An 18,121-nucleotide genomic window follows, 5' to 3' on the forward strand; every position below is an offset into this window, starting at 1 on the left:
TTTACTATAAATGTTTTAATCCGGTCGCACTTAAATAAGGTTTACTTCCAATCTACAGCCCTGAACACAATCTGAGAATATCTATCTTTCTCATACAAAACGCCTATCGTTTTTTTACCGAGCATTACTATATCTGAATACGCCGTATAATCCTTGCCTTGTCCATCGGGGCTTTTATCAATCACCTTGCTGATACTCCATGTTTTCCCTTCATCAAAACTAATTCTTAGAGTCAGGTTATCCCGTTTGCTGGTGTGGTCATTATTAGCAAATGCTAATAGATGTTTGCCTTTTTTGATGCCTATTGATAATATACTTCCTTCGCAAACAGGGTCAGGAAGCTGCTCATCAAAGTAGGTGTTTTCCCATGTTTCACCACCATCTTTACTGATAGCCACAATCCTTAATCTTTTATCACCTTTCTGATTCCGGGCATTAAGCATCAGACCATTATCCGAAATTTCAGTGGCAGTAGATTCATTGCTGCCCGGTATCCCAACCGATTGGCTAAGTTTAAAGGTTTTGCCGTGGTCGTCGCTATAAAAGGCATGTGCCAAATAATCTTCTCCCTGTTTTTGCGGTTCACCTTCTGAGTGGTTGGCTGCTATGTATATCCGCCCTTTATATTTGCCATTTTGTATCTGGGTGGCATGGCCTGGCGTATTGGCATAGTGGCGCCAGTCTTCTTTAAAATTATAAGCCGGATTGACCTCAGGTTGTTTAGGCTTGTGCACCTGCATCGTGATATTTACTCCCTCACTCCAGGTTTTGCCTCCATCGATTGAGGTCTTAAACCATACCTCTCGCAAACCTTTCCCTTTTCTCACTTCACCTTCATGATTATTGCCTGTATTGTAAAATAGAAACAATCGACCTTTAGGAAAAGTTGGGTCTGTCTCATCAAAAACAGGAGCCGGATTTCCAGCCTGTAAAGCTTCATAATCAACAATAGTTGAGAGGCCGCTCCATGTCTTGCCATTATCAGAACTCCTCTTCATCACAATATTAATATCCCCAAAATCAGCACTGCCATTTACACGGCCCTCCGCAAAAGCTAATAGATCTCCATTGGGAATTTTTATGATTGCAGGAATACGATACGTTTTATGTCCTTCATTGCCTGAAATGAAAACCGGGACACTTGACTCCTGGGCTTGTGCCTTACCAAATAAGATAGTAGCTATGAGTAATAAAATGATTTGTTTCATGAATAATCTTAGCTTAAAACGCCTGTACTTGTTCTCCATCCACGTTTTTCAATGGTTCTGATATTTTCGCTGGTCCTTAATTCGGTCATAAAAATTGTCAAAAATAAACCATCAATCCCAACATTTCAAAAGCTCCCCTTCTTTTCCGAAAACAGGGTCTGTGGTAGGCACAGGCAAATGTTCAATGCGAGATATGGCCTCTTTTCTTTCTTCGGTTGTGCCAGTCAATAAATCCCAGTCTTTACCCTCAGGATAGCCGCCTACTATTTCATAGTTTTTATGGTCGGATAGAGAAAAGTGCCCAACACCAGCCGGCAAAATAATCACATCTCCTGCCGCTACAGTCAAAGCCATGCCTTCCGCACCACCAATTTGTAGCTTGACACTGCCTTTACCCACACCTAATACTTCATGCGTGGTGCTATGAAAATGATCATAAGGCAATACAATATCCCTCCAGTTGTTTGTCCAGTCATTTGCCTTAAACCGCTCTTCAAGCCAGGCTGATTTATCTTCAGCATCAGTTACCTGATGATACACAATCACGGGCAAGTGATTATTAGGAATGGTGCCATCGTCGGCAAAAAAATATTTCTCAAAAGTATAATCCATCAATTGTATAATTTATATCAATGATAATAACCTCGGTTAGTTATTATCATCTTGTCATTGGTAATATATGAATTAAGAATTAAACGAAACTAAAGTTTGGTGTTATTTTAAAAAACTAATGGAGCTTGTTGGATAAAAAGACTGAGAATTTGAAGAGTAATAGCACAAAAAAAGGATTGCCATTGAGTGTTTAATCTCATGGCAACCCTTTGTAATAGACAAAAAGACTTTATTTAAATATCGCTCCTTTCTTTTCTAACTCCTTATACTTCTCGATATACATTTTATCAAGCTCTTCCGAGTCTTTGTATTTCACGCGTAAGGCCGCCAGCTTTTTATGCAATTCCTCTCTGACTTTAGCATAAGCAGGGTCGTTATAAACATTTTTCAATTCGTTTTTATCCTTGCGGCGGTCATATAATTCCCATTCGTCAACATCATAGTAAAAGTGTATCAGTTTGAATTCTTCCGTCACAATGCCATAATGTCTTTTTACCATATGAATACTTGGATATTCGTAGTAATGATAATAGGCCGCATCGCGGAAATTTTTGCCTTGACCCTTAAATATCGGAACCATGCTTTCTCCCTGCATATCAGCAGGTGCTTTAATCCCGGCTGCTTCTAGAAATGTCTGCGCAAAATCCAGATTCTGAACCATCTGAGAGTTCTTCGAACCCGCCTTTATCACCTTTGGCCATTTGATTAAAAGTGGAGTTCTAAACGATTCATCGTAAATAAAGCGTTTATCGAACCAGCCATGCTCGCCTAAATAAAAACCCTGGTCAGATGTGTAGACCACAATCGTATTCTCGTCAAGCCCATTTTGTTTCAGAAAATCAAGTACTTTACCTACCCCTTCGTCCACCGAGGCAATACAACCCAGATAATCCTGCATATAGCGTTGATAGCGCCATTTCAATTGGTCTTTCTCGGTCATTTCAGGATATTTTTTTACAAAATCATCGTTTACTTTATCGTAGGTTTCATCCCAGGTTTTGCGTTGAGCAGCATCCATCCGGGCAAGATTAGACTTATAAAGCATTTTATCTGTCCAGTGATTTTCTTTAATCCCCAGCTTGTCCATATTCTCAGGCTTTATCTTTGAATCACCACCCCAGGTCATATGGTGCATTAGTGTCATTTCCTGTTCTTTGGCAGCACGACCTCTGCCTTCATAATTATCAAAAAGAGTAGCAGGTTCCGGAAAAGTCTTTTTAGTGAACTCTTTGTAATGTCGTTCAGCAGGCAACCATTCGCGGTGTGGTGCTTTGTGCAGATAGGCTAAAAAGAACGGTTTATCATCGTCTCTATCGTTTTTAAGCCAGTTAAGTGTCATGTCAGTAATAATATCCGTTACATAACCCGGCACTTTCATATTACCCTGTTTTTTAGTAATAAAGTCAGGATTGTAATAATGACCTTGTTCTGGTAAAATCTTGAACTCATCGAAACCTTTCGGATTATTGCCAAAGTGTAATTTGCCAAACATGGCCGTTTGATAGCCATTGGCTTGCAGAATCTGCGGAAATGTAACGTTATTGGTATCAAAAGGGAAATAATTGTCAACTTTGCCGTTCAGGTGGCTATGCTTGCCAGTAAGAATAACAGCTCTGGAAGGCGCGCAGATTGAATTGGTAACACAGGCATTGTTAAAAAGCATCCCTTCTTTAGCAATCCTGTCGATGTTTGGTGTTTGTATCAATCGGTTATCATACGCAGAAATGGCCTGATAGGCATGATCATCTGACATGATAAAAACAATATTCGGCCTCTTGTTTTTCTTAGGCTGAAATGCCTTGAATGAAAACAATAAAACGGTGCTTAGCGCAACAAATGCAATAGGGAAAAGTATTTTCTTCATATATGACTATTTTTTAGTATCCGAAACTATTTCTTTGCCTGTGTCCACTGAATGGCATTCTCAATTAATCGGACAAAATGCTCATTTTTCCAGGCTTCATGGTTATGACCGATTGAGGTATAAAAAGTTCTTCCCTTGCCAATTTGCTTGCACCAGGCCACCGGATGATCTTTGCCCATACCATAATTTTTATCTTTGATGAATAAGATATTGCCACTTGGATTAATCGATTCGCCATTGATAGTAAATTGAATATTGAAACCTTTCTGACGAGGATTTTCGAAGAAAACATACCATTCATCGGCATGGCTCCATGTTTTAGGGATACCTACTGTAATTGAACTATCGGCCTGAGTATCCATCATTACATCCGTTTTCTGAAACTGCGGATTGATAGGATGGTGAGAGAATTTTGCACCCATTAAGCTTTTCTCATACCAGTCCCAATGATGAGAATCGTCACCTGCACCATGAATACCCATCAAGCTGCCTCCATTTTCTACATATTTTTCAAGAGCACGTTTTTGCTCATCATTAATCACTTCTCCGGTTGAATTATTGAAAATAACCGTACTGAATTTGGCTAATTGAACTTCGTTGAAAACCCCACCTTCTTCCGTTTCGTAGACAAACCAGTTGTTCTTCTTTGCTAAATCAGCAATCACAGGTTTGGAGGCTTCGATAGATTCACCATGACGAAAACCCGTGGTTTTTGAGAACAGTAAAATAGCAGGCTTACCAGCCGGAAAGACGATTTTAGGCGCTTCGGTTTCATAAGAAACAGGGAAGCCGTATTTGACCTTGTAGATGAATATACCAAGCAGCCCGCCGAGCACTACCACAATTGCGAGTACCGACCAAAGCACGATTTTCAGGATTTTCTTCATAGGGTAGGAGTGATTTGAGGTGAAAGATAATAGACTGAAACAAATGTAGAAATAAAAATTGTATTGTCTGAAAAATAGACAATAAATTTTGGTAATGTTTTTCTTGGGATAGTGATATTTTAATTAATGGAGAAAGGGTGCATGGAGTGAGGAGAAAGGTTGATGAAGTCAGAATTTTAATTCCTTATTTAGCACAATAAGAAATATCTGATAATTGAAAAATATATACCCATATTGCTGCGCGGAATAAGCGTATAACTCAGTGGTTCAATAACCTGGTGGAGTTTCGTTTCAAAAAAAATATTCTGGCAGGGGTTCAAAATTTTGAGCCCCTATTTTATAAAATGAAGATGATTATCTTTACATTTTATAGTAGAAAATGGCGCAATGATAGAGAAAGCAATTTACATAGGAGATAAAAACACTTTTGCCATCAGGTATATGCCAGATTATTCCCTTCAAATGGAAAATCAGAAATTTCAAAGTCATTATGCTTACTGCCACTTTGTTTTAGGTGGAAATATTATAGGCTTTCAAGATGAAATATGCTATCTAAGTACTTGGAAGTATGCTTTTGAATACTACATTCATTTGATAAAGCATAATTTTAAAAGTATATCATCTCCACTATTCAATAATAAAACTGATGAAGAAATCTGGGAACTATTATGTATGATGCATAGAAAGTCAAAGGGTTTATCATTTAAACAGAATAGTAAAATAGCCTTACTATTAAACAACATAGAGTTATCAGTTTTAGAAAGTCTTCACTATACGTGTATCTTATCAATTGATGAAACTACGGATAGATTTATATCATATTTAATCAGTGTGGATGATGAAATTATATATGTCTGGAAGAAACATAAAGGACGGAAATTAGGGTCAATAAAAGTAAAAAGAACCTTTGTTATTGAAACTATGGAAGCATGTATTCAACAAATAGAGAGTGATTACCCTCATTTAGCCTATTCTGGAAAGATTAGTTAATAATAAAATCTACTTCACCATTCCTTCCAAAGCCGCTTCATAAGTATCCAGACATTTATTCAAAGGCTTGCCTTGATTATGAATACAATCGCAGAAATCATCTACTAATTTTGGGTTTTTACTTTTTTGGGCTTGTCGTTCGCAATCGAGCATCGTATTATAAGGCTCAATAGAATACATATTCAGGAGGGTAGAAATAAGTACAACCAAAACCGCTAATGACCCAATAGCAAATTTGACCGGAAAAGATTTGATGCGTTCGCTTTTGTCTCTTAAAATCTTATGATCTGCGGGCTCATTGAATGGTAGAATGTATTTGATTTTATGATAATCCCATAGAATCAAAAACAGACAAGCCAATACCATTAATGGAGAAGTCATATGCGAGCCAACAAATCGAACGGCTAAAGAGAGAATCGTAATATTCAGAATAATCGGAAAATAGATTAGCGCGCCTATCGTAGCCGTCCGGGGGATTAATAATAAAATAGCGGCCGTCACCTGCAATACCCCAATAGACGTGTAATAATAGCCGGTATAATAAAGCGCTTCCAGATAGTGCCCCATCGGATGATTGATAGAAAGGGAGGTAAAGCGTTCGCCAAAAATCTTTACTAAGCCGGAAGGTATAAAACCCGCCGCCAGCGCAACCCGACAGAAAATAGAAAAATACTGGAGCCATACGTTTTTCCTAAGCTGAGCATGAATCTGGTCAAGTTTGGAATAGAAATTCATCAGAGGTTAAAGTTTAAATAAGTAAAAAGTACTTTTTGTTTCAAAGTAAATATTTATTTATTCAATCCACAAATGAATTTTTATAATATTTTCAAAAGGGTTTAAAATTTTGAATGCTACCACTTCCCAATATCTTACCAGGTATTTAGTTATATTTATGCTATCAGTAATTTATAAGCACTTAGGCAACCAATAACCAAATGTTTGATCAACTAAAAAATAATTTCGACCTCAACAATGGCAAATGGGGACAATATGCAAGCTATTTTAAGCAGCAGAAAGTTCCGGCCAAAACAGTGCTTCTGCACGAGGGAGAAGTGGCAAAAAAAATGTTTTTTGTCGAAAAAGGTTGTTTGCGTGTCTGGTTTAATAATAATGGCAAAGACCTTACCTCTCAGTTCTTTTTCGAGAATAGTACGGTATCTTCCATCGAAAGTTTCAGAAAAGAAATTCCAAGCCCTGTTACTATTGAAGCTATTGAGCCAAGTACCATCTGGTGGATACATAAAACTGATCTGGATAAAATACTGGAAGAAATAAAACAGGTTCCCGAATTGCGGGACAGATTTATTGATGCCCTCTTCGAGCGTACTTTCGAGTATATGAAATATGCCTTTTCGTTTATTAAAGACACGCCGCTGCAACGCTACGAAAATCTGCTGAAAGAAAGGCCACAATTAATACAGCGCATTCCTCAACACTACATTGCTTCCTATTTAGGCATTACCACAGTTCACCTGAGCCGTATCAAAAGCCAGTTGGCTAAAAAGAAATCATAAACTGTATTTAATAACAAATGTTATCGTTTTCCAGAAATCGGCACTCTAATTTTGCCTTGTCTTAAAACAAAGCAAAATGAAAATCAAGCGCGAAATTGTTACCCCATATCTCATATTTATCTTCCTGATAGTCAGCTGTTCCGGCCTCCTGATGTTTTTTCATCTCCTTGATGATTATACCACAGTAGTGCATGAATTCTTAGGCGTAATATTCGCAGTTTTCGCTATTCTTCACATCACTGTTAACTGGAGAAGCATCCTGAATTATTCAAATAAACGCCTGCTTGCTGTACCAAGCATCGTTATTCTCATAATATCCATGGCTTTTATTACCATAGGCAAATTAAAAGGAAATCTCGAACGCGAATTACTGGAAAAACTAGTCCAATCACCTGTGGCAGATTCATTCAAAGTGATGCAAATTGATTATGAACAGGCAAAAACGAAACTTGGTAAAAATAGAATAGTAATCAAAGACTCAAAAGAATCCATAGAACAGATAGGCATAAAAAACGGCAAATCACCGGAAGAAATCATTGAAATATTAATAAAATAAGTTTCAACATAAAAAAGGAATATCATGAAAGCAATAGTAATGTACGACAAAGGCGGAATGCCACAATACACAGAAGATTTTCCGGAGCCGGTGGTTCAAAATGAAAATGAAGTGTTACTGACTATGCGGGCATCTGCTGTAAAACACATAGATAAATCAAGAGCAAGCGGTAAGCATTATTCAACTCAGGGAGATGTCTCAAACGCAAGAATAGTAGGCGGCGACGGGGTAGGAGTTTTGACTGACGGAACAAGAGCTTTTGCCTTTGGCATGAATGGCATGATGGCTGAAAAAGTGATAGTGGATAGAAACAGTATTATACCAATACCTGAAGGCTTAGACGATAGTGTCGCCGCCGCTCTACCCAACGCCGTAGCAGGTTCTGCGATGGCACTTCTATTCCGTGCAAAAATCAAAGAAGGAGATACTGTTCTGATTAATGGCGCTACCGGATTCACAGGCAAAGTAGCAGTCCAGGTTGCCCGTTATTATGGTGCCAAAAAGATTATTGCTACTGGTAGAAATCAGCAATCATTAGAAGAACTGAAACTATTGGGTGCTGATGAGATTGTTTCGTTGAAACAGGATGATACAGATTTCATTGCCAGAATAAAAGAAATACATCAAAGCAGGCCGATTGATATTATTCTGGATTATTTATGGGGTCATCTGGCAGAAATGCTATTGGAAGTTTTAAAAGGCAAAGGGATGTTTACGCCTAAAACAAAATTCGTAACCATTGGCTCAATGGCCGGAGATAAAATTCAATTATCGGCAGAAATCCTCAGAAGTGTTGATTTAGAATTATCAGGCTCGGGATTAGGCAGCTGGACGCAAGCGGAAATGCAGGAGTTAATTACAAGTATAATTCCTGAAATGTTTCAATTGGCTTTGGACAATAAACTGAAAGTTGATACGATAGACATAGCAATGAACAATATAGGAAAACTATGGGATATGAAAATGACCGATGGCAAAAGGGTAGTGGTGAAAATAGCATAGCTATGGTATTTCTTTTAACTGCTTGAACTGCCTGGCAATTAACCAGATTCCAATAGGTAATAAAAGAAATAATAGCATATAGAGGAACGTAGATTGAGTGGTAACGTCTAATGTCTTTTCAATTGTATTGAGCTTGCTGGCTAGCACATATAAAATGTACCCCATAAATAACATAATAAAGGGAAGTACGAGAACGGTTTCAAGAAAATTGAGTGTATAGCCATTTAAGGCAATGGCAATGAATACCCAGGCAAAAATGAGATTGAGTAGAAAGAAGAAAAAACGTTGAATATTTTTAGGCTCCTTTTCAAACTGTCTTAGAAATTGATAAGAAAGTATAAAGAAACCAAAGTACAGCATGGCACTCAAACCCGCAAGTATATCGACATATGAAGGCTTACCTTGAAAGAGAAGCATCAATAGTCGTGGACTTATTAATAGCAAAAACAATTGCCAGATTTTGAGTTTAAGGAGTATATTCATAAACGCATCTTAAGTCTTCCTGTAACAGGATAGATGAAAAAGATTTACTATCAATGCGAATGTAAGGAGCTGCAGATATAGCAAATTGTTGATTTACTTAAAAAGATGCGTTTTTTTTATTTAAGTAAAGCTTTTATAGATTTTCTTTATACAAATGTAGAAGGTAATCCTGAATTAATTCTGTAGAATTTTAGTGTGAAGGATTAAAGATTGAAAGCATTAACAGAAACCGTAAAACCTGCTTTTGAAGAGTACCACATTAGAAGATGAATACCAAGAAAAAACGCGAAGCTAATATCTCTTTTTTATCATGCATCATTCACCAATAGATATTAATGAAACACTGATATGTAAGTCACACTCATATCAGGGTAAGTATTGGTATTACATTTCAGATCTTGTTCGTTAATGAGCTTAACAAACATATTTAATTGTGACGGTTGAATCGTTTCGTTTATTAAAACTGATAGGCTACTGATATCCTGATTGTCTATAAACTCTTCGGAGTGAATATTACTTTTATGCAACGCTTCTTCGACAGTATGTCTAAGATCATTTCTTTGTATAGCTATCTTCATAATAATCTACCAAATAATAGGTTAGTGAGACAAAGGTACAAATTGTTTCGATGTTTTCAGAATTAAAATTTTATAAATGCTTCGACAATTCTATCTCATAAAAGTTTAATAACAATTGAAATTTTAATCTCGCAGCAAAAGTTTTTTAACGGAGTCAATACACGTAATAAGGTTGAAAGTTGCGTGGTTTAGCATTTTTGTGTCTTCAACTGTAGGGTAACATAAAATCATAGTACCTGTTATATATGCTTACCATAAATACAGGCGAAGGTTACAAATACAAGGAGATAATTTATGGAAATATATCCCGGATACTACTTCAAAAATATCATAAATTTACTAGTATGGGAATCAATACTGATGTACTTTAGCGGCTATAAAAATATTTGCTGAAATGACTATTTCTTCATCTTTCAAAAGTATATATTTAGTAGTGGGCCTTTTGATGAATTGCCTTAATCTATTGGCTCAGAATTTTTATCTGCAAGGGCAGATAAAGGGTTGTGATACAGAATGGGTATACCTCTCAGATTATGATACCAACCAGAAAATTGACTCCACACATTGTAAAAACGGTGCTTTTGTATTTAAGCGACATTTAGATGAGCCTTTTATGGCAAAGCTAAGTCTGGAATCTGATAAAAATGGGACTCTTTTTTTTGTGGAAAATACCAATATGACTTTAGATGGTTCGAAAGAATCATTGTGGAGTAGTAAAGTTAACGGCTCAGCTTTAAATGATTTGAATAATTATTACAACGAAAATTTCTTCCACCCGCTTCGGATGAAATTCGTACAGAACTCAGTAGAAAGAAATCAATTGAAACTCCCTGCGGATTCTTTGAAATTAAAAGCCATTGACAGAAATACAGACTCGCTTCAGGCAGTATCAAAACAGCAGATTGTCCGAATGATTCAGGAAAACAGCAAAAGTTTTTTAGGCCTGTATACGTTAAGTATTCATTATGGCGAAATGGAAATAGAAAAAGTAAAGACACTATTGGCCAATCTCAGCGATGAATTAAAAAATACACCCACAGGCAAAAGACTGACTGAAATTATTTATAAAAAAGGCCTATTAAAAGCAGGCGATTCATTACCTGTTTTTGTATTGAATAATACCAATAAACAAGCAATATCATCTGAATCTTTCATCGGGAAGTACGTCTTCTATAATTTCTGGGCAAGCTGGTGCGGCCCTTGTAGGAAAGAACACCCAGAATTGATTGATTTATATATGCACATAAACCCTCAGAAAATTGAATTTGTTAGTATTTCAACAGATGAAGATTTGAATAAATGGAAGGACGCCATTGCCAAAGATAAATTGTTGTGGAAACAATTGGTTGATAAAGTAGATAAAAATGGCTTAACGCTAGCAGAAAATCTAGGAATTCAGGGCATACCAACTAATATTCTGGTCGACGAAAAAGGAATAATCGTAGCAAGAGATATTACTATGCAAGAGTTTAAAAGTATTCTGGAGAAAATACATAAATAACCTTTGTTTTTTAGAACATAAAACCCTCAGGTTAAAATCTTGCATTGACGAGAAACTTTTAACACAAATATACTATAGCGTGCGCACTTCTGCCCCGTTTTTTATCAGGCTAAATTAACAAGGCAAACGGCACTAAGAAAAAGTAAAAAAATGCTGGCGAATAATAAGTAAAGGCTGTTTTTTCTCATGATAATGGTTTTTAATAAAATCAATTAAAAAAATATACCACTCTTTTAGAAAATATACGTAAATCATTGGTGGGTAGATTTTTACACAAGTGAGAAAATTTGTGTGGATTTTGTCTGAGCAAAGACAGATATACACACCACACAAATGACAATGGTTGTCAGCTATAGTAAATCAGTCAAGCTTCTATAGCGCCTTCTTCCATTCTGCATTCTTCATTTTCCTTTCTCCAAAATTTTTCCATCCCTATCCAACCTTTTTTAATACCGCCTAGTCAAAGAAGTATTAAGAACTATTCCATACCATAAATTATATGAAAAACTTTCTATTGATTATTATTATTACCATAACCAGCCCCTTGCTGTTGGCTCAATCCACCACAATTACCCCGGGCAGCCAGGGGAATATTCAAACCCCGCGACTTTCGTATGAACAGATAATGTCCATTCCTGACCCACAAGCTGGAATGATGGCTTTCGACACAACCTTTAAATGCCTGAAATACTATAATGGTAATAAATGGCTTTGTACTTCACAAACCGAAGGAGACGGAAAACTGGCAGGTTTTGCCTGGCAAAAAAAGAACGCTTCAACCCTTGCTCCTGATTATGTGACCAATATCCTGACCGATAGCGACAACAACGTATACATAGCCGGGTATCTACGTGATTATTATTCAACTATGTACGTTGCCAAGTTCTCTCCGAATGGGACTGTAATCTGGGAGTATAAAGATACTTTTTATAATGCCGATGGGGGGGTATCGCTCGCAGTTGATGGAAATCATAATGTGTACGCGGCCACAAGCGTAAATGCCAGTACCTATTCTTATCTGAAAATTGTCAAACTTCAGGCTAATGGCACCGTTGCCTGGGGTGTTAACACTTCAAGCCAATCAGGGTCAGGATGGCAGCAGACCTGCAAAGGAATTTTTGTAGACAATAGCCAGAATATTTACGTAACTGGTGATTTTTCAGGCCCAATGTCCATCGCTTCTTTATCGATTACAGGTAGTGTTGGTGGTGAGGCGTATGCCTTGAAATTATCAGCTAGCGGGAGTGCTACCTGGTTGAAGAAAATTGCCAAAGGTGGTGGTATAGCCAAAGTTAATGCCAACGGTGAAACTTATCACGCAGGGTTTTTCAATGGGAATATCAACATAGAAGGAAATAACCTGAGCTCGGCAGGTGACGACGACATATTGGTTTGCAAATACAACAGCGATGGTTCACTGGTCTGGCTTAAACAGGCAGGCGGGAGTGGTCAAGACAGAGCGACTGACCTGGTTATCGGCAATACAGGTGAAGTATACGCCATCGGAAGTTTTTCAGGAGCAGCCTTGTTTGACGGGAACATAGCCAATGCAGTAGATGCCACAGATTTTTTTGTAGTGAAATATAAAACAGATGGTGTTTTTGAGTGGATACGCAATGGGGGAGGAACAGGACCCGACAAAGGTATAAAAATTGAGCTATCACCCACTAATCAACCAGTAATCTTAGGAGCAATCTCAAGCTCAGCTACCTTTTATGCCGGCCCTACGATTTATGCTACTGGTGAGCAGAATCAGTTTCTAGTCACCTACGATCCCGTTAGTGGAGCTGTTAAATGGGCAAAAGTAGTTGAAAATGCCGACGGGTTTAAAATTAATAGCCTCGGAGATATTTATACATGGAAAAATCTGGGCCAATACACCGCCATGTCTAATCCTCCTTATGCTCAAGGATATAATAATGCATTTACCAAATATACCAGAACAGGCACAATGGTATATAAGCAGGTAAACCAGGGAACAGTGGCGTCTTTGGCCTTTGGTACAGATAATCATTTGTTTTTTACAGGGCTCTTTGAAGATAAGGTTCAGATAGGCAGTACGAAATTAACAAGCACTGATACAGATATTTATGTAAGTCATTGGGTAGAATGAGCTTGGTTTAATTAATAGTGTAGGTACCGAATCTCCTTTCCTTTTGGTTGGGAGATTTTTATGTATATGAATCATTATGAACATTTACACAGAAATCAGGCGGCCAACCCTGTAGAAGCACTCAAAAAAAATGGTAAACCCTACAGGATTCACCATCTTCTTGTGTGTGGAATAATAACTCTACTCTTTTATCTGTTAAAATCCTTATTAGGAGCTGTATCTCCCGGATTTATATTCTGGTCTGAATCGTGCTGGTTTGCCATATCTCTGTCTTCATCTAGTGTTGAATCTTCAATATCTTTCTGACTATTACCTGAATAATCAGCCTGACGGTTCACCGCATCGCTGGCATCTACATCGAATTCCTGACCGTCTTGTCCTCTATAAGTACTGCTTTGGTCAGCTTGTTCTCCACTATTGTGGTTACCCCCTTGTTGTTTCGAATCATTGACACCCTGCCCTTGTTGCTGAGTGCTTTGTCCTTGTTGTCCTTGGTTCGAACTATTTTGTTGACCTTGCTGGCTGCTGTTGCGGTTGCCTTGTTGTTGAGTTGCTGTGTCGTCGTCCTCTCTTCTTGGAGTATTTTCTATATTCTGCATAGTTGTAATGGTTTAATAATGATTCCGATAAAAATTGTATGCCAGCCAAATGCCGATGCTGAATCAAAAACAGAATGGCAAGGCTTACACTAAAACCTTTAAAATTGTGGCGAAGAATCCTCACTCATACGCTTATCAATGCGCATTTCTTAACTGATGCGTTCTTTGTCGTGTTCGCCAGGCTGTCCATGCTCCTGTACTCCACAAAGCCCAGATAACCAACAAAGGTTGAAAAAACAAACGCACCAAACGCTTGGTATCAGTATCCAGGCCAAAAGCATCTCTATGATTGATATATTGCGAAATATTACCGGGGAAAATAAGTACAAAGAATAGGGCCACAATCCAGCCAACCTCTACTCTTCTGGATTTAATAAATAGCAGAGCTAAACCGAGCAGAATCTCAGCAACACCAGATAAAACTACCACCAGATCTGTATCTAAAGGCACCCATTCGGGCACTTGTGCCGGAAAATCAGCTCTTAAAAAAGTAAGATGCCCTGTACCCGTAAAAATGAGCATTAGCCCCAATAATACCCTGAAAATATTCTGGCTTGTTGTTGTGTGTATCATATAAATAGATATTTGTGCAACAATAACTTAAAAGACTATGCCAAAGGGCATAAAGTCTCATCAGACAAGAAAATGTCGATTTTTTTTATTTGTTTTTCTTTTAGAAAAGCGCGGAAATAGTATTCTCAAAGCCGTTTTATAAAGGGCTTTTAATTGTACCATTTGGGAATTGAAACAAGGCTAATTTGGCAGCCGAGACACCTCCATCTTTACTTTTAATTGTACCATTTTGGAATTGAAACTTGATATTATGAAACGGGCTTTTATGTAATCAAAAACACTTTTAATTGTACCATTTAGGAATTGAAACGAGTCAGATGATAAAATAATAGTAGATTTTATAATACTTTTAATTATACCATTTAGGAATTGAAACCAGCCACACTTATAAAAAGACTTACGTCCCTCTACAACCTTTTAATTGTACCAATTAAGAATTGAAACTGGACATTCCAACGGCGTTCGAGTTCTTTTACAAATCTTTTAATTGCACCATTTAGGAATTAAAATCTAAATTACTTGTTCCGTAGCGGAACAAGGTGTAACTTTATATTGTTAAATAGCAATCATAAATAGATAAAGTGGAACAATTAAAACAACTAATTGCAAGGCTATTATTCAGGAGAGCGCACATCAAGCAAATTCTTAAAAACTTGCAGGATGAATTAACCGAAGAGCAAATAAATAGTTATCTAGAAGAGCTTTTTGAAATTGAAGAACTGATTGAAAAACTCAAAAAAGGATTAGAATAACTCCTTACATAAATTTTAATATACAATAATGGTTAAGGAACAAATAAAAATAAATGGAAAAACAATTGAGGAAGATTTACAGGAAGGCCGCGCCTTGATTGATGAAGCAAAGAATTATCTATTGCTAAAGGGTGAGCCTGTTGAGTTGGATAAATGGCTTACTATAAAAAGATACTGCGAGCACTTCGGTATCAATGATACGCAGGTTGTAACCAATTGGATTAGAAGAGGTATTATTCCTCCTGAAAATGTGAAAGAAGTTGAAGAATTAAATGGACTAAGGCTTATTAAAGCTATTCCATACAACACTTAATCGTACTAATCAGTAGACTAAAAACAAAACAAGCCATCTAAAAAGATGGCTTGCTATATATTCTATTTATTTCCTACACCTCATTCACTTCTCTTTGATTAGTATCCGTTTGAGGCTCTATCTCAGGTTTGTCATAATGATTATCCCGATTTTCTTTATTTCTGTCCTGGTCTCTGTTCGATGGGCCGTTAGCATCCCATTCTTGTCCTTGCTGGCCTTGGCTTGAACTATTTTGCTGGCCTTGTTGAGGCGAATTCCTATTTCCTCCTTGCTGGCTGCTACCTTCTTGTCCTTGGTTCCAGTTTTCTTGTCCTTGCTGGCCTTGATTGCTATTGCTTTGTTGGCCTTGTTGTGTGGTATTTCTATTACCTGATTGTTGAGTGGACGTATTTTTATCATCGTCTCTTCTCTGGGTGTCTTTTTGATTTTGCATGACTCAATTTGATTTAGTTCAAAATTGTTACTCCAGTGATTACTAAGGCAAAAAACTTATGCCAAGCTTTATCAAAGCAATTTTGAGGCATAATTTACAATTGATTCCCGGGTGTCGTCCATTTTATTGCCCGTCATTATTTACTGGCTGATTTTAATTGCGGAAAATGGTAAGAGATAAGTTTTGTTCACAATAAATATTCAGACAAGAAAGAGACAAATCTTAGTCTTACGTTGTGGGCCCGACAGTCTGCATCCTTGCTCAAACACAAAGACGCCAAAGTTTTGATAGATGCATTGGTGCAGGAGATGGGAAAAGTTTAAAGACAGAATTTTAGCGATATTCTGACAAACAATCAATAGGGAAGAAGTGTTAAGTGCAAGTACATAACAATAATCCCCACAACAATGGAAAATAGAGAAATAGCACACAGCCATCTTGATAAATTTGTAGGTAAGTGGAATACCGAGGGAATGGTTTTACCAACAGCCACCAGCGCAGGCTTAGAAGTGAAAGGAACAGACACATATGAATGGCTCCCGGGCGAATTCTTTCTGCTTCATAAGATAGATGTAACCGTAGGTGACGAGAAAGTGCAGACTTTGGAAATCATTGGTTTCGATAAGGATGCCAACCATTATACCATGCAGTCGTTTGATAATAAGGGAAAGACCAGCCTTATGTCAGCAACATTAGCAGACGACCTTTGGATATTTAAAGGAGAATCGATGCTATTTAAAGGAAAATTTAGTGAAGACGATAATGTGATTTCAGGTGTCTGGGATCAGTTAAGCCAGGATAAAAGCTGGATACCCTATATGAATATCAAGCTGACAAAGGATTTAGGGTAGTTTTGATTTTAAGAAAATTTTAAGAAAAAACTTGTTTGTATCATAAAAAACATTTTACCTTTGTGGTATGAAAAATAAAATGGCATATAATACTATCTGTTGTTGGTACGGGCTTAGTCCGCATCAAGCAAGATAGTTATATCCATTTCTCAAGATATACTGAGCCGCTTGGTGTGAACACCAGGCGGCTTTTTTATTGCCTTTTATTTCAAAAATAAAGGCAGAATTTTATACACATCGGTAGTTTAATGGTAAAACGTTAGTCTCCAAAACCTGAGTTGTGGGTTCGATTCCTACCCGATGTGCTGATAAGTCCGGTATGCTCAATGGATGGGCATTTGCCTGCAAACCAAACGTAGTCAGTTCGATTCTGACACCGGACTCATGGACGTCAATTTATTGTACTTTTCAGGCTATTTTAAGAAATACTCAGAAACTGTTTGAATTGAATTTTATGAATCATTTTGAACATAATTTATATGAACTCAAACAGTTTCTTAAACCTAAAATATTTTCATATTAGTCTTCATCGCCAGAGTCTCTTATAATTCTATTAATATTAACGCTCACGAAGTTGTTTTTCTGAGAAACTGATTCTATTCCTTCTTTATCAAAATCACCCCCTAGATTAGTAAAACTTTGAAACCATGTAAACAACGGAACATCTTTAACATTACCTAAAAGCTTTCCGACAATGCTTGCAAGTGATAAAACCAGATCAGCTACCTGACCAACAGGTGTTGCATTTGTAACAATACCTTTAATTGAGGAAATTAAGGCAGAATATTCCTGGTCATTTTTTGCATTAGCCAATACTTGTCCGGTATCTCTTAGGTTTTGTTTACTTTTTATAATAGATATAAAAGTATGAATCTGAGCTGGAGGATTAGGTGTATTTGTTGTTTTCTGCCAAAAATGAATAGTTCTGTTGATATTCAAACTAGTCTTATCGAGTACTTTAGGGAATCCTTCAAGGTTCAATGTCTGAACAACATCTCCTAAATCATTTATTGTTATAATTAATACGTATAGATTAGCAGCTTTGTCTTTAGCCTTATTCAATAAAGCATGTGTATCGTTGTCAATAATAAAAACATCGGTTAATCTTAATTCTATACCACTTATTTCTGAAGATGGGGGTATATCACTCTTTTCAATAAGGTTAAGAATACTAAATTCTGGATCGTTGAATTTTAATGCCATAATTGGATTGATTTAGAAGTTGTTAATCTGGTTCAAAAAATAATTAAATGTCTGTATTAGCAAAAATGACAATTAAATTTACTATTGCT

19 protein-coding genes and 2 tRNA genes are annotated in these 18,121 nt (G+C 37.0%); 11 read left to right on the forward strand and 10 right to left on the reverse strand.

The window, feature by feature from the left end:
• Window positions 1-41: 41 nt before the first annotated feature.
• From ACYVFA_RS13060 to ACYVFA_RS13075, 4 genes are all read right to left on the reverse strand, one after another.
• Window positions 42-1,208: a sialidase family protein gene (locus tag ACYVFA_RS13060; protein ID WP_460472273.1), complete on the reverse strand. Its 1,167-nt coding sequence runs from the start codon at window positions 1,206-1,208 to the stop codon at window positions 42-44.
• Window positions 1,209-1,319: 111 nt separating this feature from the next.
• Complete coding sequence (locus ACYVFA_RS13065; RefSeq protein WP_460472274.1) at window positions 1,320-1,820, reverse strand: cupin domain-containing protein; 501 nt, start codon at window positions 1,818-1,820, stop codon at window positions 1,320-1,322.
• Between the two features lie 229 nt (window positions 1,821-2,049).
• Window positions 2,050-3,684, reverse strand: coding sequence for a sulfatase family protein (locus tag ACYVFA_RS13070; RefSeq protein ID WP_460472275.1), 1,635 nt, complete (start codon window positions 3,682-3,684; stop codon window positions 2,050-2,052).
• Between the two features lie 26 nt (window positions 3,685-3,710).
• Window positions 3,711-4,571: a ThuA domain-containing protein gene (locus tag ACYVFA_RS13075; RefSeq protein ID WP_460472276.1), complete on the reverse strand. Its 861-nt coding sequence runs from the start codon at window positions 4,569-4,571 to the stop codon at window positions 3,711-3,713.
• A gap of 387 nt (window positions 4,572-4,958) precedes the next feature.
• On the opposite strand from ACYVFA_RS13075, the gene ACYVFA_RS13080 reads away from it, so the two are divergent.
• Window positions 4,959-5,561: a hypothetical protein gene (locus ACYVFA_RS13080; protein ID WP_460472277.1), complete on the forward strand. Its 603-nt coding sequence runs from the start codon at window positions 4,959-4,961 to the stop codon at window positions 5,559-5,561.
• A gap of 9 nt (window positions 5,562-5,570) precedes the next feature.
• Here the strand turns inward: ACYVFA_RS13080 and ACYVFA_RS13085 are convergent, their stop codons facing one another.
• Entirely contained in the window at window positions 5,571-6,296 is a 726-nt protein-coding gene (locus tag ACYVFA_RS13085) for a DoxX family protein (protein WP_460472278.1), read from the reverse strand.
• Window positions 6,297-6,496: 200 nt separating this feature from the next.
• On the opposite strand from ACYVFA_RS13085, the gene ACYVFA_RS13090 reads away from it, so the two are divergent.
• The 3 genes from ACYVFA_RS13090 to ACYVFA_RS13100 all read left to right on the forward strand — a co-directional run bounded on the left by ACYVFA_RS13090 (window position 6,497) and on the right by ACYVFA_RS13100 (window position 8,633).
• Window positions 6,497-7,075: a Crp/Fnr family transcriptional regulator gene (locus ACYVFA_RS13090; protein ID WP_460472279.1), complete on the forward strand. Its 579-nt coding sequence runs from the start codon at window positions 6,497-6,499 to the stop codon at window positions 7,073-7,075.
• Between the two features lie 76 nt (window positions 7,076-7,151).
• A complete protein-coding gene (locus ACYVFA_RS13095) occupies window positions 7,152-7,631 on the forward strand; it encodes a DUF4405 domain-containing protein (RefSeq protein ID WP_460472280.1) in 480 nt (159 codons plus the stop codon).
• Window positions 7,632-7,655: 24 nt separating this feature from the next.
• Entirely contained in the window at window positions 7,656-8,633 is a 978-nt protein-coding gene (locus ACYVFA_RS13100) for a quinone oxidoreductase family protein (protein ID WP_460472281.1), read from the forward strand.
• Here ACYVFA_RS13100 and ACYVFA_RS13105 read toward each other — a convergent pair whose 3' ends face one another.
• Complete coding sequence (locus ACYVFA_RS13105) at window positions 8,634-9,116, reverse strand: hypothetical protein (protein ID WP_460472282.1); 483 nt, start codon at window positions 9,114-9,116, stop codon at window positions 8,634-8,636.
• A 972-nt stretch (window positions 9,117-10,088) separates the two neighbouring features.
• Here ACYVFA_RS13105 and ACYVFA_RS13110 point away from each other — a divergent pair.
• Together ACYVFA_RS13110 and ACYVFA_RS13115 are read left to right on the forward strand one after the other, a co-directional pair.
• The gene (locus ACYVFA_RS13110; RefSeq protein ID WP_460472283.1) at window positions 10,089-11,195 is read left to right on the forward strand and encodes a thioredoxin-like domain-containing protein; all 1,107 of its coding nucleotides are present in this window, start codon (window positions 10,089-10,091) and stop codon (window positions 11,193-11,195) included.
• Between the two features lie 499 nt (window positions 11,196-11,694).
• Window positions 11,695-13,308: an NHL repeat-containing protein gene (locus tag ACYVFA_RS13115; protein ID WP_460472284.1), complete on the forward strand. Its 1,614-nt coding sequence runs from the start codon at window positions 11,695-11,697 to the stop codon at window positions 13,306-13,308.
• Window positions 13,309-13,496: 188 nt separating this feature from the next.
• On the opposite strand, the gene ACYVFA_RS13120 is transcribed toward ACYVFA_RS13115, so the two are convergent.
• The gene (locus tag ACYVFA_RS13120; RefSeq protein ID WP_460472285.1) at window positions 13,497-13,907 is read right to left on the reverse strand and encodes a hypothetical protein; all 411 of its coding nucleotides are present in this window, start codon (window positions 13,905-13,907) and stop codon (window positions 13,497-13,499) included.
• Between the two features lie 135 nt (window positions 13,908-14,042).
• Window positions 14,043-14,480 carry a DoxX family protein gene (locus tag ACYVFA_RS13125; protein WP_460472286.1) on the reverse strand — a complete coding sequence of 146 codons (438 nt, stop codon included), beginning with the start codon at window positions 14,478-14,480 and terminating at the stop codon, window positions 14,043-14,045.
• A gap of 581 nt (window positions 14,481-15,061) precedes the next feature.
• On the opposite strand from ACYVFA_RS13125, the gene ACYVFA_RS13130 reads away from it, so the two are divergent.
• The gene (locus ACYVFA_RS13130; RefSeq protein WP_460472287.1) at window positions 15,062-15,232 is read left to right on the forward strand and encodes a hypothetical protein; all 171 of its coding nucleotides are present in this window, start codon (window positions 15,062-15,064) and stop codon (window positions 15,230-15,232) included.
• 28 nt (window positions 15,233-15,260) lie between these two features.
• Window positions 15,261-15,545, forward strand: coding sequence for a BTB/POZ domain-containing protein (locus ACYVFA_RS13135; protein WP_460472288.1), 285 nt, complete (start codon window positions 15,261-15,263; stop codon window positions 15,543-15,545).
• A 73-nt stretch (window positions 15,546-15,618) separates the two neighbouring features.
• On the opposite strand, the gene ACYVFA_RS13140 is transcribed toward ACYVFA_RS13135, so the two are convergent.
• Window positions 15,619-15,978, reverse strand: a complete 360-nt coding sequence (locus tag ACYVFA_RS13140) for a hypothetical protein (protein ID WP_460472289.1) — start codon at window positions 15,976-15,978, stop codon at window positions 15,619-15,621.
• Between the two features lie 407 nt (window positions 15,979-16,385).
• Here ACYVFA_RS13140 and ACYVFA_RS13145 point away from each other — a divergent pair, with 407 nt between their 5' ends.
• The 3 genes from ACYVFA_RS13145 to ACYVFA_RS13155 all read left to right on the forward strand — a co-directional run bounded on the left by ACYVFA_RS13145 (window position 16,386) and on the right by ACYVFA_RS13155 (window position 17,212).
• Window positions 16,386-16,829, forward strand: a complete 444-nt coding sequence (locus ACYVFA_RS13145) for a DUF1579 family protein (protein WP_460472290.1) — start codon at window positions 16,386-16,388, stop codon at window positions 16,827-16,829.
• 234 nt (window positions 16,830-17,063) lie between these two features.
• Window positions 17,064-17,134: transfer RNA gene (locus ACYVFA_RS13150), tRNA-Trp, on the forward strand.
• A 7-nt stretch (window positions 17,135-17,141) separates the two neighbouring features.
• Window positions 17,142-17,212: transfer RNA gene (locus tag ACYVFA_RS13155), tRNA-Cys, on the forward strand.
• A 136-nt stretch (window positions 17,213-17,348) separates the two neighbouring features.
• Here the strand turns inward: ACYVFA_RS13155 and ACYVFA_RS13160 are convergent.
• Window positions 17,349-18,032 carry a hypothetical protein gene (locus ACYVFA_RS13160; RefSeq protein ID WP_460472291.1) on the reverse strand — a complete coding sequence of 228 codons (684 nt, stop codon included), beginning with the start codon at window positions 18,030-18,032 and terminating at the stop codon, window positions 17,349-17,351.
• Window positions 18,033-18,121: the final 89 nt, after the last annotated feature.

The sequence above is a fragment of the Emticicia fontis genome (assembly GCF_054779675.1).